Source organism: Micromonospora sp. WMMA1363, assembly GCF_030345795.1.
GTDB lineage: Bacteria > Actinomycetota > Actinomycetes > Mycobacteriales > Micromonosporaceae > Micromonospora.
Genome location: NZ_JAUALB010000016.1, coordinates 13,388 through 40,334, shown reverse-complemented (window position 1 = coordinate 40,334; position 26,947 = coordinate 13,388). Strand labels below are relative to the sequence as shown.

Here is a 26,947-nt window from a genome sequence, read left to right as displayed (position 1 = left end):
CCCCTCTCTTGTACGGCTTGCTTGGGTCGGTCTCGTAGAACTGCTCGGAGCTGACCTCGGGCGGCGGCGACTTGTACATCCGGATCTCGTTGTCGAACGGCCTGCGGTCTGCGGCGCACCCTGCACCATCAGATACCGGCCACCTGGTCGAAGTCGTTGCACAGGCCGTCCGGGAAGCGCGTCGAGGCGGAGTTGAGCAGCAGCCGCGGCGTCTCGATCGAATACCCCGCGACGGCCACCATGCGGGCCCGCTGGAACCGGCCGATCCCGTCCCGTACGTAATGCACCCGGTCGCCCGACCGGTCCGCGCATCCACCTCGATCCGGGTGACCATCGAATCCGGTCGGACCTCGGCGCCGTGGGCGAGCGCGTCCGGGATATGGGTGATCAGCGGCGACGCCTTCGCGTTCACCTTGCAGCCCTGCAGGCAGAAACCGCGGTAGATGCAGTGCGGCCGGTTCCCGAAACGCCCGTTGACGATCGCCACCGGCCCGACCTTCGCGGTGATCCCCGCCTTACGAGCGCCGCGCAGGAAGATCTCGCCGTTGCCGCTGACCGGGTGCGGCCGGTGCGCATAGGTGTGCGGATCACCCCACGGCCAGGCTTCCCCGGCGACCGGCAGCTCTTCCTCGATCGCCGCGTAGTAGCCCTTCAGGTCGTGGTAGGAGAGCGGCCAGTCGATGCCCACGCCGTCCCGGGTGTACGTCTCGAAATCGCTCGGGTGGAAGCGGGGCGTGTAGCCGGCGTAGTGCACCATCGACCCGCCGACACCCGGCCGGAGTTGTTGGAGCCCAGCGGCACCGGGTCGGCGCCGTCGATCACCCGCGGATCCGTCCAGTACAGCCGGTGCGAACCCGCCTCGTCACTGACCCAGTCGCGATCCGGGTCCCAGAACGGGCCGGCGTCCAGCGCCACCACCCGCCAGCCGGCCCGGGCCAGCCGCTGGGTCAGCACCGACCCGCCGGCCCCGCAGCCGACGACCACCAGGTCCACCTCGTCGGTGTCGTCGAACCGGCGCATGTCGCGGCGCAGCCTGTGGTTGGTCCGGGTGCCGTCGTTCGGGATCAGCCAGGCCGACTCGTTACGCTCGCGGACAGCGCTCATCGCGGCTCCTCGTCCGGCCGGGTGTCGACCACCTCGAACGGCTCCCGACGATCCACTCCGGTGTTCTTGTAACCCCGCGGATAGGCCGGCCCCGGAAAACCCATCTCCGACCATGCGTCCGGATGGGCGTAGAAGGCGGTGCAGGCGTACCGCGTCCACAGGCTCCCACCCGGGCTGCCGGCAGGCCGTGCCAATCGGCGTCGCCGGCATCCTGAACGGCCTGGATCAACGCGTTCTGTTCCTTCTCCCCGGCGGACGCGAACCCGTCCTCCCGCAGGGCGGCCAACGTGTCGCGCCATGCCTGACCGTCCTCGGCATGTCGGCGTAGCGCCAACCGTCGGTCTGCGACTCGGCCAGTCGCGCGTCGATCATCGCAGCGACCGGGATCCGGCCGTTGCCGCCCTGACCGAGCAGCCGGTCGCACAGCACAGTCGCGATCGCCTGTTCGTCGGGGTTGAAGAACCGGAAGTCCCGCAGGTTGCTGATCCGCTCCAGCACCACCCCGGTCGTCACCGGATCCCAATGCCGCTGCTGAGACAGCGCGTCGAAACCAGGAAACCGCACGTTCTCAGCGTTCACGTCGCAGCACCGCCGCCAACATGCCCATCCCGCCGACCATCGTCACCAGCAACGGCGCCAACAGAGGTGGCCCCATCTCCATGTTGTAGCGCGCGTTGCGCCAGCCGCCCGGCTTCTGCGCGATCCCGCGGGCGTGCAGGTACGTGCCCTGCAAGCCGTTCGCCACGATGGCCGCGGAAGCGATTGGCAGTGCCGTTTTGGCCATCCGCCGGCTGAAGAACCCCGCGACCCCCGCCGCCGCTCCAACCGGACCGAGCGCAACCGGCGCCCACATCATTTTGTTGCCGAAACTCGCCGAGTCGTGCTCGAAGTAGATTTCCGCCGCCGTCACCAACGCTCCGGCCGCGGTCAGCGCGGACAGACTGCGCTCGAACCGCCCTGTCCGCACGTCCCCGACCACGCGATCGATATCCCACCGCGCCGCCGACGACGACCTCCGCCGGATCTGCATTGTGCCCCCATACGGTACGCAACGGCCGTGATCGAGCCAGGAGGTGGATGCGCCGTCAGTGTGCCCGGCCCTGTCTGTCGTGGCGGGCTCCGACCATGTCGACGACGACGGTAAGCAGCGGACGTGATTGGTAGTGCCATCTTGGCCATCCGCCGGCTGAAGAACCCCGCGACCCCCGCCGCCGCTCCAACCGGACCGAGCGCAACCGGCACCACATCATCTTATTGCCAAAACTCGCCGAGTCATGCTCGAAGTAGATTTCCGCCGCCATCACCAACGCTCCGGCCGCGGTCAGCGCGGACAGACTGCGCTCGAACCGCCCCGTCCGCACGTCCCGACCACGCGTGACGTCACCTACGACGAGGACCGCTCTCAAATCCGCACCGGCACCGGACCCCAAGTCATGGCCGCCCTCCGCAACGCCGCCATCGGCGCACTCCGCACCGTCGGCGTCACCAACATCGCCGCCACCACGCCCGCGACAGCACCCGCCCGCTGGCACTACTCGGCATCACCTGACGACATCTTTGCCGAAGGCCCTGTCAGGTCAGGTGCCGGAGCAGCCGGCGCGACGCTGGCGCCGCCGCAGGGTCGTCTCGTCGACGCCGGTGTCCTCGGCGATCTCCGCCCACGGCACCCCGAGGGCCCGGCCGTAGGCGACGGCGGCCGCGGCAAGTTGTTCGACGCGGCCGGCTAGGCCGCGCACTTCGTAGGACAGTTGGGCATACGGGCTTCGCCGGTCGACGGTGTACCGCAGGGTGTCGAGATCGTCGTCGAGTTCGGCGAGCAGCGCCTGGACCACGGCGCCCGCCGCCTGCAGTTCCGCGGCTCGGGCTGCCTCGGCCCGGCGCACCGCCGCCGGTCCGACGCCGGCGTTGCGCCGCCGGTACGCCTCCTGCCGGCACGCCGCTGAGCAATACATTCGGTTCGGCGCGGCGTCACCGAACGGCCCGCTCAGCGACCCGCAGCAGACCGGGCATCGACAAGTCCCTACAGGCCGCCAAGACCGGTCGGGAGGCCGGGCGACCTCGGGCCAGTCGCACTCCACCGGCTCGGCGTCGAGCAGGGCGGCGCGGTCTGCGCGGCGGAGGTGGCCGGAGGTGCGGGCGCGGATCGCGGCGCCGCTCGATCGAGGAAGCTGAGAGAGAAAGCCCCGGCCAGGACGTTGCCAGGGGCTGAGCTACCGCAGGGAACTCTCGGGATGTTTGTTAGTTGCACCGCGATGACAGCGGCCCGCACCCCACTTTCGTGGAAATCTCACCCATCCACCCTGTTTGCGTAGAAAATTCTGGTTAGCTCCCTTTAACCCCCAGTAATCGTCAGGAGGACATAAATGAGAAGAAGCTTCAGGTCCAAGGGGGGTAGACTGCTAGGCACACTGGGCTCCGCCGTCGTACTAGCCGGCACGCTACTGGTGGCCGCTACGCCGGCCGCCGCGCAGGAGACCATCAGCATCAATCCGGGCAATGTGCCGACCACGGCGGCGAGCTACACCCAGAACTGCGATCCCAACCTGGGTGGCGGACCCTATCCGAACGAGGACGTCTGGGTCTTCAACCTGCCGGGCAACCCGGCCACGAGCGGGACGTTCCAGTCGATCAACCCGACGTTCAGCACGCCGACCGGCACGGTCATCGAAACGATCCCATCGGGGACGTACCCCAGCGCGATCGTGAACAACATGGGCACCAGCAAGGCCTGGATCCAACTCCCGGCCGGATGGACGCTCACCGGAGCAACTGCCGTGATCTCCGGTACGGCGGACTTCTTCGTGCTCACCCACACCTGCGCCGCAGCAACCCCACGGTGAACCCGAAGCTGACCTTGACCAAGACCGGAACTCCCGCCAGCAACCTCAAGGCCGGCGACACGGTCACCTACACCTACACGGTGACGAACACCGGCAACGTGACCGTCACCGAAATCACCGTCGTCGACGATACGGTGACCGGCATCACCTGCCCCGCGGCGCAGCCGGGCAACCTCGCCCAGGCTGATCTCGCGCCGGGGGAGAGCCTCGCCTGCACCGGCACGTACACCGTCACCCAGCAGGACGTGAAGAAGGGTCAGATCGTCAACACGGCACAGGCGCAGGGCGATTACGAAGACCAGGTGGTGCCGTCCAACGAGGCCACGTTCACCGTCACCACCAAGGGGAAGAAGAAGGTGGTGCAGGTCGGCCTGTCCATCGGCAAGAAGGCCCGGGTCGAGTCGGACTGCCGCAACACCTGCCAGGGGGAGGGCTTCGCGGCCAAGGGCGACCGGATCATCTACACCTACCGGGTGTACAACTCGGGCACGGTGGCCGTCACCAACGTCACGGTAAACGACCCGACCGCCGGCCAGGTCGTCTGCAACACCACCACCCTGGCACCGGGCACCTTCACCGACTGCCACGCTGTCACACCGTACGTGGTCGGCTGGGCGGACACCAAGGAGGGCAAGGTCACCAACACCGCGTACGCCTCCGGCACGTACGGCCCGCAGACCGTGGTCTCCGACCCGGCCGTGGTCACCATCTGCATCACACAAGGAAAGTCCGACCACCGGACGCCCGGCAAAGGACAAGAAAACGACGACACCAGAACCGCCCCGAGGGACTGTAAGACGAACGAGACAGAGCCGTTCGTTTGACAGACCCCGCACCGACGGAAAGGACCGGTTCACCGGCGTCCCGAAGGCGTCGGTCACTTCTGATCGGGGATCGAGAAGGCCCCGGGTACCGAATACGGCATCCGGGGCCTTTCCCTTCCCGTCCACAACACGGCTGAGAGGACGTCTGATTTACGCACTTCGTCGGTTATATGGGTTTAGCTGTATCGCCAGGTTGGGGTAGTTTCGGCGGTGAGGCGCTTGGCGAGGTTGTCGATCATGGCGATGGTGATCATGCTGGCGGAGTTGTCGGGTCGGGCTTCGTAGTCGCGGACGAGTCGGCGGTGGTGCATGATCCAGCCCAGGGTGTTGGGTCCGGGCGCGGTGCCTGGATTGCTCGCGGTCCGTTTCCCGGACCCGCCCGCCGAACCCGGCGTGCGACTCTCACCGCACCGGGCTCTCCACGAGGTCATGCCGTTGGGACGGGCTTGCCGGTCTGGGCTGCCAGGGATTCGGAATCTTCCTGCCGCGATAGCGGTCGGGTCACGGGGACCTTCGCGATCTTGAACAGTTCGACCCCGTCGAAGGCGATGGGCCGCCACCCTTGCGGGGTGCGCAGCCTCGCTGGATGGCCCTCCACGTCATGCGGTTGCGGCGCATCACCCAGTTGATGGAGCGTTCTCACGCGCTGTCCGGGGCGGTGGCCTGGCTGGGCGGCTGCGCGCTGGCAGCGGGGCTTGGAGCACGACCGGCGGTGGGCACCGTGGTGGTCGGCGCAGCCGTCACCACGGTGCATTACCGCCAGACGTCGATCACCCCGGGTCGGTCATCGCCCGGTCGCTGGGTCCGGTAACCCGGCTGATCGCCCGGGGCACAGCGGCGGGCGCGGCAGCGCTGCGGACGGCCTCCTGCCGCTGCTGCACTGGCCGAGGCGGACACCGAGCGGTCACGCACACCCTGCTGTTCGCGGTCGCCGCCGGCCTGCTGGTGTCGCTGCTGTACCGGCTCGCAAGAGGTTGACCGCGCGGTTGCGGGCGGCGTCCGGCGCTGCGGTCGCTGACGATGGACGCGCTGTCGTGCAGGCGGCCCGGGATCATGACCTGTCGTGGCCGGTCGTCGCCGCCGCGTTCGCCGCGCATGCCGCTGCCGTGCTGCCCGTCCAGCCGCAGCCTGTCGAGGTGTTGGGCATCGATGAGATTCGCCGGGGCAGGCCGAAGTTCGTCCTCGACGAGGCCACCGGCGCCTGGCAGAGCACGGTCGACCGCTGGCACGTCGGGTTTGTGGATCTGTCGGGCGGGCAGGGGGACTGCTCGGGCAGGTCGAGGGCCGCACCGCCCAGGTCGTGGCCGACTGGCTCCTGGCACGCCCGCCGACGTGGCGTGATCAGGTCCGCTACGTCGCGATCGACATGTGCACGATCTTCAAGTCCGCCATCGAGCGGGTCCTGCCGCACGCCCAACTCGTCGTCGACCACTTCCACCTCGTGCAGTTGGCCAACGCCACCGTCACCGGGGTCCGCCGCCGGGTCACCGTGCAGGTCCGCGGCCGACGCGGACGCAAAGGCAACCGCGAGTGGGAACTGCGCAACCGGCTGACCCGATCGGCCGCCCGTATGCGCGCCGAGCATGTCGACGACCTCGAAGCCGAACTGGCCGCGCTGCCGGCACGCATCGGGGCGCCGATCCTGGCCGCCTGGAACGCCAAGGAAGACCTGCTCGACCTGCTCGCGCTGGCCCGTCAACCCCAATCGCGAACGCGTCGCCGAGCTGCTCTACCGCTTCTACCGCCGCTGCGCCCACGCCGATCTGCCCGAACTCGCCCGCCTGGCAACCACCGTGCAGACCTGGTGGCCCCAGATCCTCGCCTTCCTCCACACCGGCATCACCAACGCTGGCTCCGAAGGCACCAACCGAGTGATCAAAACCGTCGCCCGCGACGCCTACGGCTTCCGCAACCCCGTCAACCAGCGACTACGCACCCGCTGCGCCACTGTCGCTTCTCGTTCAATCTGTCGGTCCGTCATCGCGCTGACCTGCCCTTCGCCACATGCGAGCCCGTCGACGAGTCGGGCCGGCTTCTCATCTGATCTGGCGGATTTCCGTGCCGCGAGCGTCCGGCGGGCCGCCGGAGCAGGGTCTCCGCCACTTTCGCTGAGACACCGGCCGGTGTTCGCCACCCGGTTCGCCATCGCGCCGCCCGCTCGCCACTTCAGCTGAGAACCGACAGCCACCACCCGACAAACCCGAGGACACCTCAACCCCCGCTAATTTCGTAGAGCCTTTATCCGGGATTCTCGCAACTAAACCTAGAGGCGAAAGTGGCGAATATGCTGCGCGTTCGTGAATACGAATGTATTACTAATACATTCGTATTCATGTCGGCCGCCCAGTAGGGTGAATGTGGAAAAAAAATCCTAATTTTTTCTCATGAGCTTCCCGACGGCCGTGAAAGTGAGGTGCACAGGTCACTTCGGTTGATGACCTGCATACGCCTGATTCGCTCTCTACCGAAGGACTTCGATGTATTTCTATGCTCTGAAACGGATGGTCGTCGCGTTCGTGCTGGCATTGCCCGGCACGGCGGTCGCCACGGTGGTCGCCGCGCCGGCGGCCCACGCCGACGGCTGCTACACCTGGACAAGAACCCTTAAGCAGGGACGCTCCGGCAACGACGTCCGGCAGTTGCAGATCCGGGTGGCGGGTTGGGCCGCCTACCGAAACATCGTCCATATCGATGGCATCTATGGCCCCGAGACGGCCGCCGCGGTCCGGCGCTTCCAGTCCGCGTACGGCCTGCGGGTTGACGGCATCGCCGGTCCGCAGACGTTCGCCAAGATCTATAGCCTGCAAGACGATGACTGCACCCCGCAGCACTTCAGCTACAGCGAGTTGGACAACGGGTGTGGCAAGGGCGGGTGGAGCGGTGGGCCGCTGTCCGCGAGCGCCACCCGGGAAGCCGCAGTACGTACGATGTGGAAGCTGGAGGCGCTGCGGCGCAGCCTTGGTGACAAGCCGCTCTACGTGACCAGTGGCTTTCGCGACATCGCCTGCAACCGGCAGGTCGGCGGTGTGTCGAACAGCCAGCACCTCTACGGCAAGGCGGCCGACCTGCAATCGCGTACCTCGTCACTGTGCGAGGTGGCCCGAGAAGCCCGTAACCACGGCTTCAGCGGCATCCTCGGGCCGGGATACCCAAACCACAACGACCATGTCCACGTGGACTCCCGCCGGGAGAACAACAGCGACAACAGGCCTAACACGACCGACTGGTCAGCCCCGGCCTGCGGAGTCGGCTGAGTCGCTGGCGAAAGAGGTCGCCGGGTTGCCCGGCGCGACGCGGAACCCAACGTCGGCCTCGCTCGCCCGCTCGACTGGTGTGGATCCCTCTGACGTGGTGTCGGCGGGGCCGTCTACCGTGAGTCCTTTTCCTCCGGGTGCGGCTCTGGTGAGGTGCGGCGACACGCTGTGTGGCCTGGGGATGTGTTACTGGTTGTGATGGTGAAAGGGATCCTCCCGCTATGTTCGTCGGTTGCGAGACACGAACATCAGCAAAGAGGGAGCCCGGTGCAAGAGTACGCATCCGAGACGGCGGACGATGCTTTCGCCGGCTCATCCGTGCGGTTCGGCGCGATGGTGGACTTCCTGTCCGGTGAGCATGCGGCGGGGATGACTCACGCCGAACTGGAGGAGCGGCTGCATACCGATGGCATGCGGTTGCTGTGTCAGTTGTTGCAGGACAGTCTGGATCTTCGTGCCAGTCGGGAGGAACGGCTCGACGAGGTGACCGACGCCGATAGCCATCTGCGGGGGTGGGCCGAGCGCAGGGCTATTGCATTGTCGTGTTGCTGCTGGTCACGGTCGGTTTTCCGGTAGTCACGGCGTCGATGAGCTCGTGTGGGCGGTGACTGGCCCGGCGAGTTGCTTCGGCGATGTTGGTGGCGCCGTCGGTGTGGTGGTATCCGATTGCGGTGTTACGGAGGGTGGCGAACACGGCAGGACCGTTGTGGGTCCTGGCCTGGTGGGCGTCTTCACGTAGCGTGACGTCTCGGACGTGATGTAGGCGGTTCTCGATATGCCATTCAGAGCGCGCCCAGGTGCCGAGGTCGGCGGGTTGGGCCTGGTCGGCGGGCAGCGAGATAGTCAGGTACTCCGTTTCGCGAGTGGTCTTGCCCTTGATCGTGCGGGTCCGGGTGATCCGGACGGCCTGTTCGGCGTTGGGAAAGCCCAGCCCGCCGGGGGTCTTGACGGTGAGTGCCTTGACGGTGCGGGTCTCTTTGCGGCCGTGACCGGTCTCGCGGGTCTGTGCCCCGACCGGGACCTGCGCCCAGGGCAGGGCCTTGAGCTGGGCGAACAGCTTGGGTTGGTTGGCCTTGATCGGGACCATCAGATGAGCGTCGGCGGAGGCGAGCAGATCGGCGTGCCCGGTCTGGGCGTGCAGCGCGTCGGCGACGACCAGGACGTCCTTCAGGGATCCCAGCACGGCCGCAACCAGGCGTAGTAGTGGGGTGAACGCCGGGATTTCGTTCGACTTCGCCGTGATCTGAACCTGGGCGAGCACGATCCCGGTGCTGGTGTCGTAGGCCGAGAGCAGATGCACCTGCCGCCCGTCGGCGAGGCGGGCACCCCGGGCGACCTTCCCGTCGATGGCGATGACGAGTCGCCCCCGGCGCCCGCCGATCACGACCGGCCCGGCCCGCTCCCGCAACCAACACGCGAGGACCTGCGACAACACCTCGGCGTCGAGCCGGATCAGCAGCCGCCACACCGTCGTCGCGGCCGGTACCCGGCCGTCGAACCCGAGCCGGGTCCACACCGACTCGTCCTGGAAGCGCATCCAGTCCGCGACCGCGGCGAACGTGCACGCCCCGGCGAGTACCGCGCACACCGCCGCCGCCAGGACACTGACCAGCGGATACCGCCGGCCCCGCGGATCGCGCGGGTCGTTGATGACCGCCAACGCCACGAACAAGCTGCGGCGGTCACTGTCACGGTCGCTACCGGTGACCACAACCGGTGACGGCAGGCTGGGGGGTCGGTGCGGCAGCACGATCTCGGTCAGTGATGATGACATCAGCGGGTACGGTCCTGTTCTCGATCACGGTTGTCTTCGCAAACACCATGATCACCAACGGGCCGTACCCGTCCCACATGGACCCCGGACCTCGCCGAACCCCCTGCGAAACCCCAGTTCAACCGCCCTTTGATCGACTACGCAACAGCCCTTGGGATCATCCGTTCCTTGACCGGCAGCGGCCCGGAACGAGCGCGTGCGTCTACATAGCGCTGATGAGCCTCGACCCACCGGTGCTGGACCATGCGCTGGAAAGCCTCCCAGATCGCCTTCGAGGGCCGGCTCACCCCGGCCAACCACTGACCACCTCAACAACCAAGATCAGGCTGCTAGCTTGGCGCTCCCGTATCAAAAGTACGTGAATCAAATGCCCTCCAGGTACGATCGTATTAGCACTACAGTTGTATTATTCGGCCGAGTTTCCTGTTCGGCTATTTGGGGTAGGTCGAGTTGAGTAGTGTGGAACCAGTCTTCGTCGGCCTAGATCGGCAGTAAGTCTCCAGTCCTGGCGTTCAGAGGCCGGCGAAGAAGGTGCACCATGGCAGGTCTTCTGGACTGCACATCACGGCCCCGGTGGATAGGTTCGCGGCGTTAACTGAGGTCTCCCACTCGCGGTATCCATCTGCCGGGGCCTATGATGACTCTCGACTCAGAGACGATGGGGAAGACGAAGTTCCTCACAACCGATTGGCCCACAACGTCCGATGTGCTATCTACCGCGAACGATCCAGAGGATCGGACGAATAGCAGGCCTAACCGGCGGCAACCGCCACGACGCCACCCAGCCCATGCCCCTGGTCGACAAGATTTCCCGACGCCATCATCTTCTGGCACCGACTCCAACGCTCAAAGAGTTAGGAGCTCTAAATGAGCCAAGTCGGGTTCGAATGCGCACCTCTCTGGGACCGATGGGGGGCCGGTCAGCCTCGGGAAGGCGGGCGCCCCTGCTTCCGCTCCCGTCCGTCATCGGGGTGCGCCGGTGACGGACGGGGTAAAGATCCTGAATGGTCAGGTTGAGTCGGGGTTCGAGGGTAAGGCCGGCGTGGATCAGAAAGCCGTCGAGCAGGTCGGGGCGGTACTGGATGCGCTTGAGCCGGTTGCGGACGATCGTCAGAAGGTGGTCGACACCGCGGACGGGCACTTTCACGTGCTCGACCCGCCACCACAACGAGTTCATCAAGGCGCGAGGTTAACCGTCCGCAGAAGGAATACAGTTGTAGTACTTGCTACGGCCATATGGCCTGAGTAAGTTGCGAATCGGCTCAAGCGCTGCACGTTCTTCTGATAGCCTTCTTTTCGGGGCAAAGAAGGCCGCCTTCTGTCGCACCAGTACGACAGAAGGCAAGCGGGCACACTGCTTCGCTGGGGTCAGCGGGCATCTCTGTTTGACGTTCCGAAGGCTTCGCCATGCGTAGCTAAAGCTTTGCTCCAATCAGGGAGCCGATAGAGGTTTAGTGGTGGCAGAATGTGGAGTATTTGGATGGAGGAGGCCGACGCTCTATAAAGGCGCGTTCGATATCGCGAAGAAGCTTACCGATCTCATTTCGGGGTTGCAACCCAGGCCAAGGTTGCCAAAGTGGGCGCGGAGCACCTCTGGAAGGCAAGTGAAGAGAGCAATGCCCGGCAATTCGCCGATCTCGGTCAGTCCCAAAGTTGTGAATCAGAGGCTCGTAGGTCCCGAGGAACCTGCGCGACGCGCAATCCTCACAGATCACACTGAGCGGCCCACCTGCAGGCTCGATCGAGTAGCAATATGGATGGAAAGCTGGCCGAGGAGCGTATCCAGACGGAATCCAGGTAATCTTGGGGCACTAGAGGGAATATTATGGCATACGATCCGGAACCGGAGAGGCCTCTTGCCTCCCGATATGAGTCGGACAGGGAGAATCCGCCGAGGTACGAGTCGGACAGGGAGAATCCGCCGAGGTACGAAGCAGACAGAGCCTATCCCTCGAGGTACGAAGCAGACAGAACCTGCCCCTCGAGGTGCAGACTAGAGTCCAATTGGTATCGATGGCCCAGACTTGGCGCTATCCAGATACTGGCATTGGTGATACTGACCGTAGTTATTATTGCGTGTTTGGGATATGTGGGTTTTTTACATGTGCGCGTTTGGCAGCTGTAGGATGGAATTGAAAGCCAATGCGCCTCGCCGCTAATTGCACAATGGGCTAGAGTAGAGAGAGGAAAGAGATATGGTTAGCTCCGCGTCTCAGGAGCAGCATCTCCGTAGGGAACCCGCACCAAGCGACCGAACGGATTACACCTACGGTACCGGACCATCCGCCCCCACCCCTGATCAGCAGCATCTCCGTAGGGAACCCGCACCAAGCGACCGAACCGATTACACCTACGGTACCGGACCATCCGCCCCCACCCCTGATCAGGAGCATCTCCGTAGGGAACCCGCACCAAGCGACCGAACCGATTACACCTACGGTACCGGACCATCCGCCCCCACCCCTGATCAGGAGCATCTCCGTAGGGAACCCGCACCAAGCGACCGAACCGATTACACCTACGGTACCGGACCATCCGCCCCCACCCCTGATCAGGAGCATCTCCGTAGGGAACCCGCACCAAGCGACCGAACCGATTACACCTACGGTACCGGACCATCCGCCCCCACCCCTGATCAGGAGCATCTCCGTAGGGAACCCGCACCAAGCGACCGAACCGATTACACCTACGGTACCGGACCATCCGCCCCCACCCCTGATCAGGAGCATCTCCGTAGGGAACCCGCACCAGCACAAACATATCCACTGCGTGAAGGTCCTGAGCAAGCCTATCGATCCGAACACCTCCGTCGGAATTTGGAGCGATCTCATTTCCTGGCTCATCTCATAAGAGAGGAGCTAGAGCGTTCCTATGCGGCTCTGATGGCGTCCGGCGGCGTGGCGACTGGCTGGCGGGATCGGAACTCCGACCGAGCAGCTCATCGGCAGAGCGGCCCCCACGAAGATCCGCGGCGAACCCGTGCTCCACGGGACCCCTACCGGGAGTGATCCCACCGCATCTCTAAGTTTTCTGGTTGGCCCTCGTGTGAGTGAGTTGGGAGCACGGACTAGACAAAGGATAGTTAGTCTACAGGGGCAAGTCTCATCCGGTTTAGCTTCTCCACAAAAACAGCGGAGTTACTATGCCTTATGCAACCCAGACTCAGCTCTCGTCGCCAAAGGCGATGGGGCGGGATGCGCTGGGTGCGACTTAGGCCCAGGCCTCTAACTACCGACGGTTGCCAGCCCGGAAGGTCGCACAGGTCTCCAGAAACAATCCTTCAGGGCCATCACGTCACGACGCGAAACTCCCCTAGAGTTTCGTTGCCCTGATTCTGATCGCTGGCTTTCCGTTACCTCCCGACCACGAATCGCCTTACGATGCGATGATGCGACCTAGGGCGCTGTCAGCCAGCTCACTCAACTTCACCGAGATTCTGAGTTTCTTGCGTCTGCTCGGGCATCTGCGCTACACGCAACCGATAGGGTTGGCCCGCCGCCCAGTACCTTCTCTCCGCTTGGGCGGCGGAACAGCCCTGGAACTCTCCCGTGCGGGACCGACGTCGGTCACCAGCAGCGTGCCGAACTAGAGTAATTAGGCTGGTGATTTTCGACGTAGGATGCTAATGGAACGGTGGCGGGCCGCTGCGGCTTTAAAGCAAGTAGAAGGGTATATCCCTCGGGTATGTGCGGCTTAGCGCCCGAGCTCGTATGCAAGGGATCAAGGCGGATCGTCTGTTTGAAAGCAGATCTATCGCTGATTCCTTGATATTGGATCGGCGCCCGAAACATGTGCGGAAGCATCGCGGACTCATGGCGGAGTTCCAGAAACTCATGCAGGTTGCGGCTTTGATAAAAGGTCGCGCTCAATACCTCATGGAGATCGGGGGGTCCTGGCTGGTGCCACGTGAGCGGTAGCAGGAGACGATGCCCTGTCCAGTAAGCTGCTGGTGGCATAGAGCGTAGTTACAGTCGTTGGTCGGCGTAGAGCTGAAAGGCAGATTATGCCCATGGTCCCAATGGCGGCATCACCGGCATCACCGGAAGCGTCGGATAGACCCTTGATGCCGCCACGTCGGCGGTCACAACCTCGGGTGCAGCTCAGCACCCGTGTTCCGGAAAGCCTCATCGACAGGGTGCGGGCCTTTGTACAGCAAAACGAGACATCGGTTCAGGCCGTCACGGAGCTGGCCCTGGACGAGTTCCTGCGTCACCGTAGCGCGTGATGCTTACTCAGAAAGGGTCACACGGCGTCACCACCGCCTGGCGGTACGTCCGCGAAGCTGTCGACCTCCTCGCCGCAGCCGCCGATGATGTGGCTACTGCGATGGACCGTATCCGCAAGCTGGCATACGCGACCCTCGACGGCACGCTGATCCCGGTCAACCGGGTCGCCGACCAGCGGCCCTACTACTCCGGCGCAAGCACAAGCGCCACCGCGTCAACGTGCAGGTCATCGCCGACGCCGCCGGGCGGCTGGCCTGGGCATCGGCTGCGCTGCCCGGCACCACTCATGACCTGAACGCCGCCTGCGTTCACGGCATCAGCGACGCGCTGAACAGCGCCGACGTGATGACGTTCGCGGACTAGACAGCCGATGCGCCTAACTGTCAAGCAGCGAGCCACTGTCATCGGTTAACTGTCCACCGGCGGTGCGGATCTGTCCCACCACATGGCATGTTTTGGGCCTTCCGGTCATCGTCCTGGCTACGCTCGTTGCTCGATCGCTCACGGCGAGCATTCAGGTCGCTGCACTGAAAACAACGGTAGCTGGCCGTTGGTGGACATCTTCTTCTCGACCAAAAGATCCTCCTGTTTCTGCGTGTCTCCGTTCTGACATACGAACGGCAGAAGCTGTATGGCACGCAACGCTTCAGCACGAGAGATCATCTGATCGTCTTCAACCCGAGAAGCCAAGGCTGCTTCGATGGCTTGGCGGATCCAGGCGGTCTTGGTCATACGGACTTCTTTGGCCGCCAAGGCCGTAGCATCGTCAACTATAACGGGTATCCGCAGGGACCGAACAACCATTGCATCCGAATGCGGCGAATGGTTCGCCAACTCCCGATTCGGACAAGATTGGCAGATGGTTTCACCGGTAGAATCAACCGCATTATATTGCATTTCAAGTGTACCCCTGTCGTTCACTGATGGAGCGATTAGCCTGAGCCGGGATAGACCCGTCCGTGCGTGAACCTGGCTGGGTACTGCTCGGTAGCTCCGTATCAGTACCCAGCCAAGGTCTTACCCCATCCGATACCTGTTTATCCGTAAGCGCCGCGCTCGACGCAGACCTACTGAAAACATACCACATATAGCTTGATCACCTCGGCAATCCCCGCCTAGAGCGTCGGAGTTGACTTAGCATCCATCCGCTACTCTGGTGAAGCTTTAAATTTCGCCCGAGTTGCAGCGGAGAACGCTTATTCCGCCTGCCGATAAGACAAGCGTGCCCACTCTGTTGATGGACATAAGTCTCGGGGTAAAGTTCCCCCTGGGCCTTGCGAGTTGTCAGGAACAACGGCCTGCGGCGTCGTTCCAAAATGAGATGGGGTAAGAGTCTTGACACCATCATCCCAGTAGATCAATGTACCGTCAAATAGTGGACCTGCTCGATAAGCCGGACGCAGATCATCAACGTTGCGTCGGAGGATATCTTCGGCCCTGACCCTTGCATCGTTGCTCATCCTCAGTAATTCCCTTTCGCGGATAGGCACCACCCCTAAATGCTATGAAGGCGCGAGCTAATGGCTTGCAAGCGGCTTGGACCTGTTTCCGGTTCTTGTCGAACGCCATCCGGGGACGGAACGCATATCCGCAGAACGTGAACGTCACCTGCTCGAACTCCAAGCGGCGTCGGCTGTCCTTGCAGTACACGATCTTCGTCTTGTCGGGATGGAGCACCAGCCCGATCTCGGCGAACCGACCTTCGATCGCCGCCCGCACCTGACGGGCTTGCCGTTCGGTCGCACAATGGACCACCGCATCGTCTGCGAACCGCTCGAAGGAGACGGTCGGGAACTCCCGGGCCATCCACGTATCGAAGCCGTAGTGCAGAAACAGGTTGGCGAGCAATGGGGATACGGGACCGCCTTGCGGCGTTCCCTTCGTCCGGGGGTTGAGGGTGCCATCGGGCATCAGCATCGGCGCTTTGAGCCAGCGTTCCACATAGAGCATGACCCATTTCGAGTCCGTGTGCCGCTCGACCGCTTTCAGCATGAGATCCCATGGCACGGAGTCGAAGAAGGCTTTGACGTCCAAGTCGACGACCCAGTCCTTCTTGAAACACCGCTGTCGGCACACCTTGACCGCGTCCAGCGGCGACCGCCCGGGGCGGTAGCCGTAGGAGTCATCGTGAAAGACCTTCTCCACGCCCGGCTCCAAAGCCATGACCGCCGCCGTCTGCGCCACCCTGTCGATCACGTTCGGGATGCCGAGGACCCTCGTCCCGCCTTTCTTGGGTATCTCCACCGCTCGGACCGGACCGGGAAAGTAGCTGCCCGAGGACATGCGATTCCATAGTTTGTAAAGGTTGCCTTTTAGGTTTTCCTCGAACTGGGCAATCGTCACACCATCGACCCCGGCCGCTCCTCCATTCTCTTTCACTTTCAGCCACGCATCCCATACCAGACGCTTCGGTATGTCGTGCGACTTGACCTGAGACTTTGGCTCACTCATGCGATTCCTCCCTTCTGGTTGATCACATTCGCTCACCAGGACGACCCCGCCCCTTGGCTCCACCTCCACTGCGATACGCAGAGGCTTCACAGCTACTACGGGCGAGTCCGCCAGCGCGCCTCGCATCGGTACTCTGCTCCTCGCGGATTAGCCGCTTGGAGTTCTCCCTCTCGCCGCCTATTCGGCGACAGTGTCGGAACGCGCCTTCACACGTTCCATGCGAGAGCCTTGTCCGGGCTCATGCTGCCTATATGCCGGAGACCACCTGGGCAGTAAACGGGTATCCCCCAGACTCATCCCGGAATAGTCTTGCGACCCCGGTTTCGATCTCGTCTGACTTCATTTCGACACGTCAACGGCAGAGGGCCTGCGCCCATCGCTCATCTTCCCGGACCCCACCCACGGGCACGGCAAAGTCGGCGGGTGGGGTGTTTAGGCTGGTAGAAGGTCCAGGAGTTTGAGGATCCGGCGGTTCGTGCGGGCGTTGTATCGCAGCGCGGCGGCGATGTTGGTGGTGTCGTGGATTCTGAGCAGGCTGACCACTACGTTTCGTAGGGTTGCCATGACGCGTGGCGTGTTACCGGTCCGGACCCGGGAGGCGTCCTCGCCGAGGGTCACATCCCTCACCCAGTGCAGAACCTCGATTCCCCAGTGTTGGCGCACGTACGCGAGCAGGTCAGCGGGGTCGGCCTGCTCGGCGGTGAGGCTGGTGACATACAGCATCGCCTGGTAGCTGGTCTTGCCTTTGACGGTGACGGTCCGTTCGATCAGGAACACCTGCGCGACGTGCGGGAAGTTCACCTCGGGCGGAGCGGGTATGACCTGGATGGTGCGTCGCTCGTGCCGGCCCCGGTCGTCGTCCACGCTCCACGCGGTGACCGGCACCCCGGCCCAGTCCAGAGCGTCGAGCCGGTCGAACAGGGTGGGCTGGTTGTCCAGCACCGGGAAGATGAAGTGCGCGTCCTTGACCTGGCGCAGCCATCGGGCATGCTTACGCTGCGTCTGCATCGCGTCGGCCGTCACCACCTGGCCGGCCAGCTCGAGGGGCGTCAACAGCGGTACGAACGCGGTGATCTCATTGCTTTTGCCGTCGACCTGGCGCTGGGCGAGTACCACCCCCACGCATGACAACGCGGCGAGCAGGTGCGGCGCCGGGTTGCCGGCGCTCTTCGCACCGCGGCTGGTCTTGCCGTCCACCGCGACCTGGATCAGCCGCGGCCGGTGCCGACCGCGTGTACTGGCCCGCCAGCGGCGCTGGCCAGCGGCCTTGGCCCGGCGACGGGCCTTACGACCTCGCGGGGGCCGTACCCCGGTCCGCGCCTTCGCCCGCTGCGCCGCCAGGGCACGCCGCTGCAGCCACCGACCCATCACCGCGTCCAGCACGTCACCGTCGAGCCGGGCGCACAACCCGCGCACCGTCTTCTCATCCGGACCGACATACCGGCCGGTCGCCGGAGCCACCCGGGCGCCGAACACCTTCAGGGTCTTCTGTGAACACCCGGCGATCCACTGCCCGATCGCGTACACCGACGTATTGCCGGCCAGCACCGCCGCCAGGGCCAACCCGACCACCGTCGGCAACCGATGCCGGATCCCTCGCGCGTCCCGCGGATCAGAAACCTCCGACAGCGCCGCGACCAGGCTTTCCTGCCTGTTACGGCCCAACAGGACCGGTCGTGTCTGCTCGTCCGGCTGGTCTTGGACAGCGTTGATCAGCAATGATGCAGGCGCGGGCACGGTACTCCACAGGGTGATCCGAAGGCGTAGACAACCTCAAGATCACCGGAGCCGTGCCCGCCCCGTCAAATCCACTCTGGACCACAACACAAAGTCCTCACACGAGCACTCTCCGACTTTGCCGTGCCCGTGCGGACCCCACCTGACGCGATCAGGCCGCGCCTTTTCCCGCGACGTTCACCACAACGGTCTTTAGCCAATGCAGCTCGGGGTGGTTTAAAGCCTCTCCCCGCAGAGCGACTCTCCCGGCTTCGACGGTTGGCGGGCATGCGGCGGTGGCGGATCTGCGGGTTGACCTGGGGCGATGGGCGTGGGGAGGCTTCGGGGCCGTTTGCCCACGGCTCCGGATCCTGTTTTCCCAGCTCAGCGGCTATTCGGCGGTCTTGAGGCTGCTCATCTTTGGCGGGAGCGGGACACCGCAGTCGGTGAAGAGTTTGGTCTGGGTGTCGGTGAGCCGGGTGGTCTGCTGGAGGCTGCCGGCCGGGCCGGAGAGGGTGACCTGGTGGATCCGGCCGAGTTCGGCGGCGATCTTGGGCCAGGACTGCTGGGTGCGGCGCTCAGCGACGCGGATCAGTAGCAAGGCGAGCCAGCACAGCAGCACGTGAGCACGTATCCGCTCGTCGAGGCGGTGGTAGACCGGCCGCAGGTCGAGGGTGGATTTCAGGGTGCGGAAGGCGCGTTCGGCTTCGAGGAGGTTCTTGTAGCCGAGCGCGATGTCCTCGGCGGACAGGTCGGGGTCGCTGGTGGCGAGGAGGTACTTGCCGTCCAGGCGGGCCTCGGCGGCGACCTTGGCGGTGTCGATGGACAGCCGTCCGGTGGTGGGGTGCTGCTTGAGCCAGCGGCCGAGGGCAGGGTGGTCGCGCAGCGCGCACTCGGCCTTGCGGTGCGGGGCGTCCGAGGGGGCCGTGGGGCGCTTGCCGGTCTTGGCGGCCTTGGCCTTCGCCTTGGTCGCGTCGGCTTCCCGGGCGGTCTTGATGCGCGTCAACTCCTCGCGGATCGCGGTGAGTTGGTCTTCGCGTCGGGCGGCATCGCGTTCGGCCTCGGTGGGGTTGTGGCAGATGATGAAGCGTCTGCCCTCGTCGCCGTCGAGGCGGACCTCTTTGACGCGCAGGTTGTCGCGTACTTCCTGGTAGCGGCCCTGGCGGGCCAGGGCCTGGTCGGCGCGGTGGGAGCCTTCGCGCATCTTGATGCCGGTGATGTAGTGGCCGCCGGCCCGGCGCAGGTAGGACTGGTTGGCCTCGGAGGAGAATCCGGTGTCGCAGACGGTGACCACCCGGCCGAGCCGCCAGTCGCGCAGGCCGTCCTTGACCTCGGTGATGGGAGTGTCAAGTTAACGGCTGATCTTGGTTGTTGAGGTGGTCAGTTGTTGGCCGGGGTGAGCCGGCCTTCGAAGGCGATCTGGAAGGCGTTCAGTGGTGCTTTCCAGCGTATGGTCCAGCGTCGGCGGCCGGCTCCGGTCGGGTCGAGGCTCATCAAGGCCATGTAGACGCACTTGAGTGCGGCCTGCTCGTTCGGGAAGTGGCCACGAGCTCGCACGGCCCTGCGGATACGGGCGTTGACGGACTCGATCGCGTTCGTGGAGCAGATGACCTTGCGGATCTCCACGTCGAAGGCGAGGAACGGCACGAACTCCGCCCACGCGTTCTCCCACAGCTTCACGATCGCCGGATACTTACGGCCCCACGCCTCGGCGAACTCGAGGAACCGCTCGGTGGCGGCGTCCTCGGTCGCCGCGGTGTAGACCGGCCGCAGCGCTTTGGCGATCTTGTCCCAGTCCTGCCGGGCGGCGTAGCGGAACGAGTTGCGCAGCAGGTGCACCACACACGTCTGCACGATCGTGCGCGGCCACACCGTCTCCACCGTCTCCGGCAGTCCCTTGAGCCCGTCACAGACCAGCATCAGCACGTCGGCCACGCCGCGGTTCTTCAACTCGGTGAGCACGTGCAGCCAGTACTTGGCGCCCTCGCCGCCGTCACCGGCCCAGATACCGAGGATGTCGCGGTGGCCGTCGACGGTGACCGCCATCGCGAGGTAGATCGGCCGGTTCGCGACCTGACCGTCCCTGATCTTGACGTTGATGGCGTCGATGAACACGACCGGGTAGACCCGGTCCAGGGGCCGGTTCTGCCACTCGGCCATGCCGTCCATGACCTTGTCGGTGATCGTGGAGATGGTCTGCTTCGACACCTCAGCGCCGTAGACCTCAGCCAGGTGCGCGGCGATCTCGCCGTGGGTCAGGCCCTTGGCCGACAGCGACAGGACCATGTCGTCGACGCCGGTCAGACGCCGCTGCCGCTTACGCACGATCTGCGGCTCGAACGTCCCGGCGGCGTCGCGTGGGACCCGCACCTCGACCGGCCCGACGTCGGTGAGCACCGTCTTGGTCCGGCTGCCGTTACGGGTGTTCCCGCTACCCCGACCCGCCGGGTCGTGCTTGTCGTAGCCGACGTGGTCGGTGATCTCCCCATCCAACGCCGACTCGAGGACCCGCTTCGTCAGCTGCTGCAGCAGCCCACCCTCGCCGGTCAGCTTCAACCCGTCACCACGAGCCCGATCGACCAGCATCGCGATCAACTGCTCATCCGTGACCGCACCCACCGGCTCCACGGCCGGCTGTCCCACGGTGGTCTCGGTCGTCATCTGGCGTCTCTCCCTTGATCGGTCGATCAGCCGTTATTTGTACAGTCCCCCGTGTCCGGCTGGGCTGGGATTGGCCGCCCTGCCAGCGGCGATGATGGTGTCGTAGCGGCGTCGGTAGGCACCCAGTAGCCGGTCGTCGATGGCGTGGGCGCCGTCGGTGCGGGCATGCCGGGTGATGTCGTTGATCTCGCACAACAACCGGATCATCTGCTCGGCCCACACCTGACCCGGGTCGGTATCGCAGATCCCGGCGAGTTCGCGCAGGTGGTGGGCGTTGCACAACTGGTGAGCGAGGCCGTAGCGGCGGTAGGGGGTGTAGCCGTCGTGCACGGCGATGCCGGTGAAGACGGGCAGCACCCCGGCAGCGGTGATCGCCTCACGTCCCCGCGATGGGTGCACGACGAACAGTGACAGGGTGTCGGTGGAAGCCGAGTGCACCCACGCGTTCGTGCTGGCCACCCGCAGCGACGTCTCGTCGAAGTGGGCCACCGGCGCGGCGCAGATCTGGTCGCGTACCACGTCCAGAAACGGGCCGAGTGCGCTGCTGGTGCGCGCCACCACGCTGACCAGGGCCCCGACCGACATGCCCACACCGAGCAGATCGGCCAGGGTCTCGCAGGCCCGCTCGTACGGCAGATGCTGGTAGCCCACCAGATACGCGCCGACCGCCCGCACCCGCGGCCCGTACTGGGTCGGGGCGCCCACCCCATCCGGGACCGGCGCCATCGGCACCGTGCCGCACCGGCAACGGCGATGCCGCAACCGATGCTCCACCACGTGCAGCCGCACGTCGGGCAGGTCGAACACCTGCCGTGTCTCCACCGACGTCACCGGCGCCCGCCGCAACGACCGGCCACAACACCGGCACCCAGTCGGGCGATGCGCCACCACCTCGTCCGGCGTCTCGACCTGCCGCAACGTGAAACCCGCATCCCCCGGCTGCTTGCCCGGCGGCCGATCCGACGGCAGGCGCCGCGACCGTGGCGGCGGCTTGACCGGCCCATCCGACGACGGCGGCTTCGACGACGTCCGCGAATCCCGGCGCAGCCGCGCTTCCAACTCCGCGACCCGCCGCGTCAACACCTCAATCCGCGCGTCCCGCTCAGCCAGCGCCTACTCCAACGGGTGCGGCTCTGGTGAGGTGCGGCGACACGCTGTGTGGCCTGGGGATGTGTTACTGGTTGTGATGGTGAAAGGGATCCTCCCGCTATGTTCGTCGGTTGCGAGACACGAACATCAGCAAAGAGGGAGCCCGGTGCAAGAGTACGCATCCGAGACGGCGGACGATGCTTTCGCCGGCTCATCCGTGCGGTTCGGCGCGATGGTGGACTTCCTGTCCGGTGAGCATGCGGCGGGGATGACTCACGCCGAACTGGAGGAGCGGCTGCATACCGATGGCATGCGGTTGCTGTGTCAGTTGTTGCAGGACAGTCTGGATCTTCGTGCCAGTCGGGAGGAACGGCTCGACGAGGTGACCGACGCCGATAGCCATCTGCGGGGGTGGGCCGAGCGGGGGCGGCAGCGGACGCTGGCCACCCGGTTCGGTGAGGTGGTGGTGACGCGTATCGCCTACCGGGCGCGGGCGCGGGCCGATCTGAACCCGGCGGACGCGGTGTTGAACCTGCCCGTGGAGAAGCACTCGCATGGACTGCGCCGGTTGGCCGCGGCCGAGGCGGCCCGCGGCTCGTTCACCGACGCGGCGGCCGCGATTGAGCGGGCCACCACGGTGCGTATCGGGAAACGGCAGGTCGAGGCGTTGGCCGCCGCAGCGGCGATAGATGTGGATGCCTTCTACACCGCCCACGCCCCGGACTGGTCGGCCGATGATGATGTGCTGGCGTTGTCCTTCGACGCCAAAGGGGTGGTGATGCGCCCCGACGGGCTCCGCGCGGGCACCGCCAAGGCCGCGGTCAGCCAGAAACTGGCCGGCCGCCGGTCCAAGGGCGAGAAACGCAACCGCAAGCGGATGTGCGAGGTCGCCGCGGTCTTCGACGTGACCGGCAAGCCGCGCACCATCGCCGACATCCTGCCCGAGGACCCCGAAGCGGCCCAAACTGCTACCCCGGCGCCGGTCACCTCCGGCAAGTGGCTGCACGCCAGCGTGACCGACGACGCCGCGGCGGTGATCGCCGCCGGGTTCGCCGAGGCCGACCGCCGCGACCCCGACCACGCTCGGACCTGGATCGCCCTGGTCGACGGCAACACCCACCAGATCGACCGGATCCACGCCGAGGCCAAAACCCGCAAGATCACCTTGCCGGTTGTTGTGGACTTCATCCACGTCATCGAGTACCTCTGGAAGGCCACCTGGTGTTTCCACCCGGAGGGCGACCCGAACGCCGAACGGTGGGTCCGCGCCCAGGCCCGGCAGGTGTTGGCCGGACGGGCCGGCATAGTCGCCGCAGCCATCCGACGCAAGGCCACCTACCACGGCCTGGACCCCGGCAAACGCAAACCCGCCGATGTCGCCGCCGCCTACCTGCTGGCCAAAAAACCGTACCTGGACTACCCGACCGCGCTGGCCAACGGGTGGCCGATCGCCACCGGGGTGATCGAAGGCGCCTGCCGCCACCTGGTCAAAGATCGTATGGACGTCACCGGCGCTCGCTGGGGCCTCGACGGCGCCGAAGCAATCCTCAAACTCCGCACCCTGATCAGCAACGGCGACTTCGACCAGTACTGGACCTGGCACCTGGCCCAGGAACAACAACGCATCCACAACAGCCGCTACCTCGGCGGTGCCATCCCACAATAGACGATCACCTCAGAGGAGCCGCACCCTACTCCAACCGGGCAAGCCGCTCCACCAGCTCCACAACCGGCGGCGAGTCGGACACGACGGTCAGGATGACTCAAACCACCAACAAGATCAAGCCGGACGATGAAGAACCTGCTGAACAGTTACGCCGCCGGCACTCCATCTGCGACTGGCGATCCCCCGCCGACTACGAACGATCAACGGCCGGCGCCGTGGAGGCCCAGGCCGCATAACGGAGCCCTCCACGATTTCAGGGGATTGACAGCCACGGCGGGAAGTCGACCGGCAGTTGCCGCCACGAGCAGCCGGGTCCAGACCTGACTCCCGATCCCCAGGGCTCCGCAGTGCGCAAGCGCTCAAGGAATCAACGGTCAAGCAATCATGATTTACAGCATCAACATGTTCTATATACAGAACCTATCCCTGGTGGGGGAAAGTAAACTGGCTGCGGCTCCATCCTCTTGCGAGCGACAATAGAGCCGACGCATGTCGTACTTGACCAGAAAAGGGAGTCTTGTTATTCCGCTCAAGAAGAAGGATAGCACCAACGACGAGACTCAAGAACTCGTTGAGTGGATCAAAAGCTTATCGAAGCTCCCAACCAGCCTGAACGGACGCCGGAAGACGACCGGCGGGAAAGGCTGGAAACAATCCTGAATTTGAGTAGAGTTAGCCACTTGATCGCAGGCCAACGAATCATTATTACATCCATTGGGGTGACGCTATCAGCCATTTTCATCCTGCGTAGCGGTCGGCTTCGACGTGGTGCAGAACGAGGATGGCCTGCACGATCGTGGTCGCTCGCCGTGGGCAGCAGCGCAGCTTGAACAGGATCTTCCGCACCACCGGCGCGACGAACATCGCCCGAGCCACCCGCCAAGCCAACCGCCGATCACACGACCTGATCAACGCCGTGACCAGCAGCTACCCGACAACGCAATAGCCCTGGTCAGGGAGGATAGGGCTTGTCGAGAGTCCTGGTCATCCCGTCGCAGAAGGCCACTTGCTGAGTGAAGGCTACCGCAACACGTCCGAAGATCCTGGTGACCGGCGGCGGGCGAGGGGTCAGGGCTGTTGCGTAGTCGATCAAAGGGCGGTTGAACTGGGGTTTCGCAGGGGGTTCGGCGAGGTCCGGGGTCCATGTGGGACGGGTACGGCCCGTTGGTGATCATGGTGTTTGCGAAGACAACCGTGATCGAGAACAGGACCGTACCCGCTGATGTCATCATCACTGACCGAGATCGTGCTGCCGCACCGACCCCCCAGCCTGCCGTCACCGGTTGTGGTCACCGGTAGCGACCGTGACAGTGACCGCCGCAGCTTGTTCGTGGCGTTGGCGGTCATCAACGACCCGCGCGATCCGCGGGGCCGGCGGTATCCGCTGGTCAGTGTCCTGGCGGCGGCGGTGTGCGCGGTACTCGCCGGGGCGTGCACGTTCGCCGCGGTCGCGGACTGGATGCGCTTCCAGGACGAGTCGGTGTGGACCCGGCTCGGGTTCGACGGCCGGGTACCGGCCGCGACGACGGTGTGGCGGCTGCTGATCCGGCTCGACGCCGAGGTGTTGTCGCAGGTCCTCGCGTGTTGGTTGCGGGAGCGGGCCGGGCCGGTCGTGATCGGCGGGCGCCGGGGGCGACTCGTCATCGCCATCGACGGGAAGGTCGCCCGGGGTGCCCGCCTCGCCGACGGGCGGCAGGTGCATCTGCTCTCGGCCTACGACACCAGCACCGGGATCGTGCTCGCCCAGGTTCAGACCCGGATCCACGGATAGCGGAGGCGTGATCGCTACGCATCGGTGATAGGCGATGGGTGGTGTGGTGTTTCGGTGGGTGGGCATGCCGGTTTCCCGGGTGGCGCCGGGTTCGCTGGTCTCCGTGGGCTGGGACATGGCCGATGGGCCGAGTGGTCAGGTCCAGATGGGTAGCCGGCGGAGCCGGGCCAGGACCTGAGCCAGTAACTGTTGCCTCGGGGGTAGCCGTAGGGTGACCTGCCGGGCGTGGCGGACCAGCCGGGCGGGCACGGTGATCAGCCGGTGGCGCAGGGTGCCGAGGTGGTTGCGGCCTCGTCCGTCGCCGTCGTCGAGGCCGGCCAGTTCCTGCAGCCAGGCGGACAGGTTGACGGCCAGCAGCGCCCCCCACATCCACACCGTGTTGGCCGCCCGGCTGCCGGAGGGCAGGTGCCGCAGCGCGGCGCCGTGCTTGGCATCCCGGATGCGATCTTCGATGTCGGTGCGCATCCGGTGCCAGGCCTCCACCGCGACCGTCTTCGCCGGGGTGGACACATCCAGGTTGGTGGCGATGAACGAGTACGCGTACACGTGCCCGACCAGGCCGTCCAGGGCGAGCGTGAGTTGAGCTTTGGGGATGGTGCGCCGGCGGCGGGCGCGTGGGTCGGCCGAGATATCGGTAGCGTGGACCTTGACCCGCCGCACCACGGTCATGGTGGCGGGTGGCCAGCCGGCCGGTGCGTAGTCGCACACGGCGACCTGGGCGCCTTTCATCCGTTCGGCTTTGCGCCATGCATCGTCGGGGATCGCGGCCGCGGCTCGCCAGACCGCGGGGTTGCGGGTCACTCCGAGGGAAAAGTCGCAGCCGGCCTCCACCGCGGCCTGCGCGATGTCCTTGGCGAAGTAGCCCACATCGCCGCGGACCTTCGGCCGGGCGGTGACCCCGGCCGCGTTGAGGGTGGCCACGCTGCGTTCGATCAGCGAGCCCGCTCCCGGGCGGGGGTCTTCATCACCGGCGAGGAGGTCCGCGGCGGTCACCACCCCGGCCTCCGCCCACGTGGCCACGTGCGGGCGCCCGGCCCGGGCGCCCTTGTAGCTGTAGGCGATCCCTTCCTTCTTGGCCCCGTACACCTCGACGTCGGTGCCGTCCAGGTCGATGGTGGCCCCACCGGTGCGCAGCACCGCCCGCCGGGCGGCCGGCAGCAAACCGACAACCCGGCAGGCGATCTCCCCGATGCCTTCCTCGATACCAGCCACCTGCGCCGGACCGAACCGAGACGCCAACTCCACCGCGGTGCTCGCCGCCGGCGTGGGCACCGCGGACAACGCCTCACCCGCCGTATCGGCGCGGCGGCGATCCAGACCCACCCAAAACTGCGCGCCGCACATCTGCGCCTGCGCCACCGCGACCAGGAACTCTCCGCCGGACAATCCTCGATCCCGCTGCTTGATTCGGCCCACGGCGTCGTCCAGCGCGGCGGTCACGCCCAGCCGGCCGACCAACTCGGCCACCGCCACCACACCCGAGACCGGCGTCAGCGACGCGTCCGGTGCGCCAACACGGACACGACCTGCCAAACCAGGTATCTTCTTCACCGAACGGGTGTCCTTCCCAC

21 protein-coding genes and 6 pseudogenes are annotated in these 26,947 nt (G+C 65.4%); 11 read left to right on the top strand and 16 right to left on the bottom strand.

Features of this window, described 5'->3' with window-relative positions; translation table 11 throughout:
* The 6 genes from QTQ03_RS30065 to QTQ03_RS30040 all read right to left on the bottom strand — a co-directional run.
* The coding region (locus tag QTQ03_RS30065; RefSeq protein ID WP_289281287.1) for a GMC family oxidoreductase N-terminal domain-containing protein at positions 1 to 757 on the bottom strand (757 nt) is incomplete at its 3' end.
* Positions 652 to 1,104, bottom strand: coding sequence for a Rossmann-fold NAD(P)-binding domain-containing protein (locus QTQ03_RS30060; protein WP_289281286.1), 453 nt, complete (start codon positions 1,102 to 1,104; stop codon positions 652 to 654). The genes QTQ03_RS30065 and QTQ03_RS30060, both read right to left, overlap by 106 nt.
* Positions 1,101 to 1,298 carry a hypothetical protein gene (locus tag QTQ03_RS30055; protein WP_289281285.1) on the bottom strand — a complete coding sequence of 66 codons (198 nt, stop codon included), beginning with the start codon at positions 1,296 to 1,298 and terminating at the stop codon, positions 1,101 to 1,103. The genes QTQ03_RS30060 and QTQ03_RS30055 overlap by 4 nt, the downstream gene beginning before the upstream one ends.
* A 31-nt stretch (positions 1,299 to 1,329) precedes the next feature.
* Positions 1,330 to 1,683, bottom strand: coding sequence for a hypothetical protein (locus QTQ03_RS30050; RefSeq protein ID WP_289281284.1), 354 nt, complete (start codon positions 1,681 to 1,683; stop codon positions 1,330 to 1,332).
* Positions 1,673 to 2,134 carry a hypothetical protein gene (locus QTQ03_RS30045; protein WP_289277465.1) on the bottom strand — a complete coding sequence of 154 codons (462 nt, stop codon included), beginning with the start codon at positions 2,132 to 2,134 and terminating at the stop codon, positions 1,673 to 1,675. The genes QTQ03_RS30050 and QTQ03_RS30045 overlap by 11 nt, the downstream gene beginning before the upstream one ends.
* 547 nt (positions 2,135 to 2,681) lie before the next feature.
* Entirely contained in the window at positions 2,682 to 3,056 is a 375-nt protein-coding gene (locus QTQ03_RS30040; RefSeq protein WP_289281176.1) for a hypothetical protein, read from the bottom strand.
* A gap of 492 nt (positions 3,057 to 3,548) precedes the next feature.
* Here QTQ03_RS30040 and QTQ03_RS30035 point away from each other — a divergent pair, with 492 nt between their 5' ends.
* Both QTQ03_RS30035 and QTQ03_RS30030 read left to right on the top strand, forming a co-directional pair.
* Positions 3,549 to 3,944, top strand: coding sequence for a hypothetical protein (locus QTQ03_RS30035; protein WP_289281175.1), 396 nt, complete (start codon positions 3,549 to 3,551; stop codon positions 3,942 to 3,944).
* Entirely contained in the window at positions 3,941 to 4,768 is an 828-nt protein-coding gene (locus tag QTQ03_RS30030; protein ID WP_289281174.1) for a CLIPPER-2 domain-containing protein, read from the top strand. Before QTQ03_RS30035 ends, QTQ03_RS30030 begins: the two co-directional genes overlap by 4 nt.
* A 176-nt stretch (positions 4,769 to 4,944) precedes the next feature.
* On the opposite strand, the pseudogene QTQ03_RS30025 reads toward QTQ03_RS30030, so the two are convergent.
* Positions 4,945 to 5,094 (bottom strand): annotated as a pseudogene (locus QTQ03_RS30025) (IS5 family transposase); the annotation flags it as partial.
* A gap of 260 nt (positions 5,095 to 5,354) precedes the next feature.
* On the opposite strand from QTQ03_RS30025, the pseudogene QTQ03_RS30520 reads away from it, so the two are divergent.
* The 4 genes and pseudogenes from QTQ03_RS30520 to QTQ03_RS29995 all read left to right on the top strand — a co-directional run.
* Positions 5,355 to 5,725, top strand: a pseudogene (locus QTQ03_RS30520) (metal-dependent hydrolase); the annotation flags it as partial.
* Positions 5,716 to 6,717: pseudogene (locus QTQ03_RS30815) on the top strand (ISL3 family transposase); the annotation flags it as partial. The pseudogenes QTQ03_RS30520 and QTQ03_RS30815, both read left to right, overlap by 10 nt.
* 528 nt (positions 6,718 to 7,245) lie before the next feature.
* On the top strand, positions 7,246 to 8,022 hold the full coding sequence (locus tag QTQ03_RS30000; protein WP_289281172.1) for a D-Ala-D-Ala carboxypeptidase family metallohydrolase: 777 nt from the start codon (positions 7,246 to 7,248) through the stop codon (positions 8,020 to 8,022).
* Between the two features lie 267 nt (positions 8,023 to 8,289).
* On the top strand, positions 8,290 to 8,598 hold the full coding sequence (locus QTQ03_RS29995; RefSeq protein WP_289281171.1) for a hypothetical protein: 309 nt from the start codon (positions 8,290 to 8,292) through the stop codon (positions 8,596 to 8,598).
* Here the strand turns inward: QTQ03_RS29995 and QTQ03_RS29990 are convergent.
* The gene (locus QTQ03_RS29990; protein ID WP_289279424.1) at positions 8,552 to 9,796 is read right to left on the bottom strand and encodes an ISAs1 family transposase; all 1,245 of its coding nucleotides are present in this window, start codon (positions 9,794 to 9,796) and stop codon (positions 8,552 to 8,554) included. The two genes, QTQ03_RS29995 and QTQ03_RS29990, sit on opposite strands and share 47 nt — an antisense overlap.
* 979 nt (positions 9,797 to 10,775) lie before the next feature.
* Between QTQ03_RS29990 and QTQ03_RS29985 the strand changes: the two genes are divergently transcribed.
* Both QTQ03_RS29985 and QTQ03_RS29980 read left to right on the top strand, forming a co-directional pair.
* Positions 10,776 to 11,045 (top strand): hypothetical protein, encoded by a 270-nt coding sequence (locus QTQ03_RS29985; RefSeq protein WP_289281170.1) that lies wholly within the window; start codon positions 10,776 to 10,778, stop codon positions 11,043 to 11,045.
* A 2,999-nt stretch (positions 11,046 to 14,044) separates the two neighbouring features.
* Positions 14,045 to 14,382 (top strand): annotated as a pseudogene (locus QTQ03_RS29980) (transposase family protein); the annotation flags it as partial.
* 141 nt (positions 14,383 to 14,523) lie between these two features.
* Here QTQ03_RS29980 and QTQ03_RS29975 read toward each other — a convergent pair.
* From QTQ03_RS29975 to tnpC, 6 genes and pseudogenes are all read right to left on the bottom strand, one after another.
* Positions 14,524 to 14,754: a hypothetical protein gene (locus QTQ03_RS29975; protein WP_289281169.1), complete on the bottom strand. Its 231-nt coding sequence runs from the start codon at positions 14,752 to 14,754 to the stop codon at positions 14,524 to 14,526.
* A gap of 675 nt (positions 14,755 to 15,429) precedes the next feature.
* A complete protein-coding gene (ltrA, locus tag QTQ03_RS29970) occupies positions 15,430 to 16,473 on the bottom strand; it encodes a group II intron reverse transcriptase/maturase (RefSeq protein WP_289281168.1) in 1,044 nt (347 codons plus the stop codon).
* A 432-nt stretch (positions 16,474 to 16,905) separates the two neighbouring features.
* Positions 16,906 to 18,192: an ISAs1 family transposase gene (locus tag QTQ03_RS29965; protein WP_289276634.1), complete on the bottom strand. Its 1,287-nt coding sequence runs from the start codon at positions 18,190 to 18,192 to the stop codon at positions 16,906 to 16,908.
* A gap of 388 nt (positions 18,193 to 18,580) precedes the next feature.
* Positions 18,581 to 19,534, bottom strand: a pseudogene (locus tag QTQ03_RS29960) (IS1634 family transposase); the annotation flags it as partial.
* Between the two features lie 35 nt (positions 19,535 to 19,569).
* Positions 19,570 to 20,775: an IS256 family transposase gene (locus QTQ03_RS29955; protein WP_289280776.1), complete on the bottom strand. Its 1,206-nt coding sequence runs from the start codon at positions 20,773 to 20,775 to the stop codon at positions 19,570 to 19,572.
* A 108-nt stretch (positions 20,776 to 20,883) separates the two neighbouring features.
* Complete coding sequence (gene tnpC / locus QTQ03_RS29950) at positions 20,884 to 21,933, bottom strand: IS66 family transposase (protein ID WP_502889897.1); 1,050 nt, start codon at positions 21,931 to 21,933, stop codon at positions 20,884 to 20,886.
* A 238-nt stretch (positions 21,934 to 22,171) separates the two neighbouring features.
* Here tnpC and QTQ03_RS29945 point away from each other — a divergent pair, with 238 nt between their 5' ends.
* Complete coding sequence (locus QTQ03_RS29945) at positions 22,172 to 23,605, top strand: ISKra4 family transposase (RefSeq protein ID WP_289280660.1); 1,434 nt, start codon at positions 22,172 to 22,174, stop codon at positions 23,603 to 23,605.
* 92 nt (positions 23,606 to 23,697) lie between these two features.
* Positions 23,698 to 23,841 carry a hypothetical protein gene (locus QTQ03_RS29940; protein ID WP_289281270.1) on the top strand — a complete coding sequence of 48 codons (144 nt, stop codon included), beginning with the start codon at positions 23,698 to 23,700 and terminating at the stop codon, positions 23,839 to 23,841.
* 502 nt (positions 23,842 to 24,343) lie between these two features.
* Here QTQ03_RS29940 and QTQ03_RS29935 read toward each other — a convergent pair.
* A pseudogene (locus QTQ03_RS29935) lies at positions 24,344 to 24,445 on the bottom strand (IS5/IS1182 family transposase); the annotation flags it as partial.
* Positions 24,446 to 24,827: 382 nt separating this feature from the next.
* Between QTQ03_RS29935 and QTQ03_RS29930 the strand changes: the two are divergent.
* Positions 24,828 to 25,376: a transposase family protein gene (locus tag QTQ03_RS29930; RefSeq protein WP_289281269.1), complete on the top strand. Its 549-nt coding sequence runs from the start codon at positions 24,828 to 24,830 to the stop codon at positions 25,374 to 25,376.
* 135 nt (positions 25,377 to 25,511) lie between these two features.
* Here QTQ03_RS29930 and QTQ03_RS29925 read toward each other — a convergent pair whose 3' ends face one another.
* The gene (locus QTQ03_RS29925; RefSeq protein ID WP_289277416.1) at positions 25,512 to 26,927 is read right to left on the bottom strand and encodes an IS1380 family transposase; all 1,416 of its coding nucleotides are present in this window, start codon (positions 26,925 to 26,927) and stop codon (positions 25,512 to 25,514) included.
* Positions 26,928 to 26,947: the final 20 nt, after the last annotated feature.

What these genes read in the sequence shown, in the direction of transcription:
- QTQ03_RS30060 (WP_289281286.1), bottom strand. Translation starts at nt 1,104, where the DNA reads ATGAGCGCTGTCCGCGAGCGTAACGAGTCGGCCTGGCTGATCCCGAAC.
- QTQ03_RS30045 (WP_289277465.1), bottom strand. Translation starts at nt 2,134, where the DNA reads ATGCAGATCCGGCGGAGGTCGTCGTCGGCGGCGCGGTGGGATATCGAT.
- QTQ03_RS30040 (WP_289281176.1), bottom strand. Translation starts at nt 3,056, where the DNA reads ATGTATTGCTCAGCGGCGTGCCGGCAGGAGGCGTACCGGCGGCGCAAC.
- QTQ03_RS30000 (WP_289281172.1), top strand. Translation starts at nt 7,246, where the DNA reads ATGTATTTCTATGCTCTGAAACGGATGGTCGTCGCGTTCGTGCTGGCA.
- QTQ03_RS29990 (WP_289279424.1), bottom strand. Translation starts at nt 9,796, where the DNA reads ATGTCATCATCACTGACCGAGATCGTGCTGCCGCACCGACCCCCCAGC.
- QTQ03_RS29975 (WP_289281169.1), bottom strand. Translation starts at nt 14,754, where the DNA reads ATGACCAAGACCGCCTGGATCCGCCAAGCCATCGAAGCAGCCTTGGCT.
- ltrA (WP_289281168.1), bottom strand. Translation starts at nt 16,473, where the DNA reads ATGAGTGAGCCAAAGTCTCAGGTCAAGTCGCACGACATACCGAAGCGT.
- QTQ03_RS29955 (WP_289280776.1), bottom strand. Translation starts at nt 20,775, where the DNA reads ATGCTGGTCGATCGGGCTCGTGGTGACGGGTTGAAGCTGACCGGCGAG.
- QTQ03_RS29945 (WP_289280660.1), top strand. Translation starts at nt 22,172, where the DNA reads ATGGTGGACTTCCTGTCCGGTGAGCATGCGGCGGGGATGACTCACGCC.
- QTQ03_RS29940 (WP_289281270.1), top strand. Translation starts at nt 23,698, where the DNA reads ATGACTCAAACCACCAACAAGATCAAGCCGGACGATGAAGAACCTGCT.
- QTQ03_RS29930 (WP_289281269.1), top strand. Translation starts at nt 24,828, where the DNA reads ATGTCATCATCACTGACCGAGATCGTGCTGCCGCACCGACCCCCCAGC.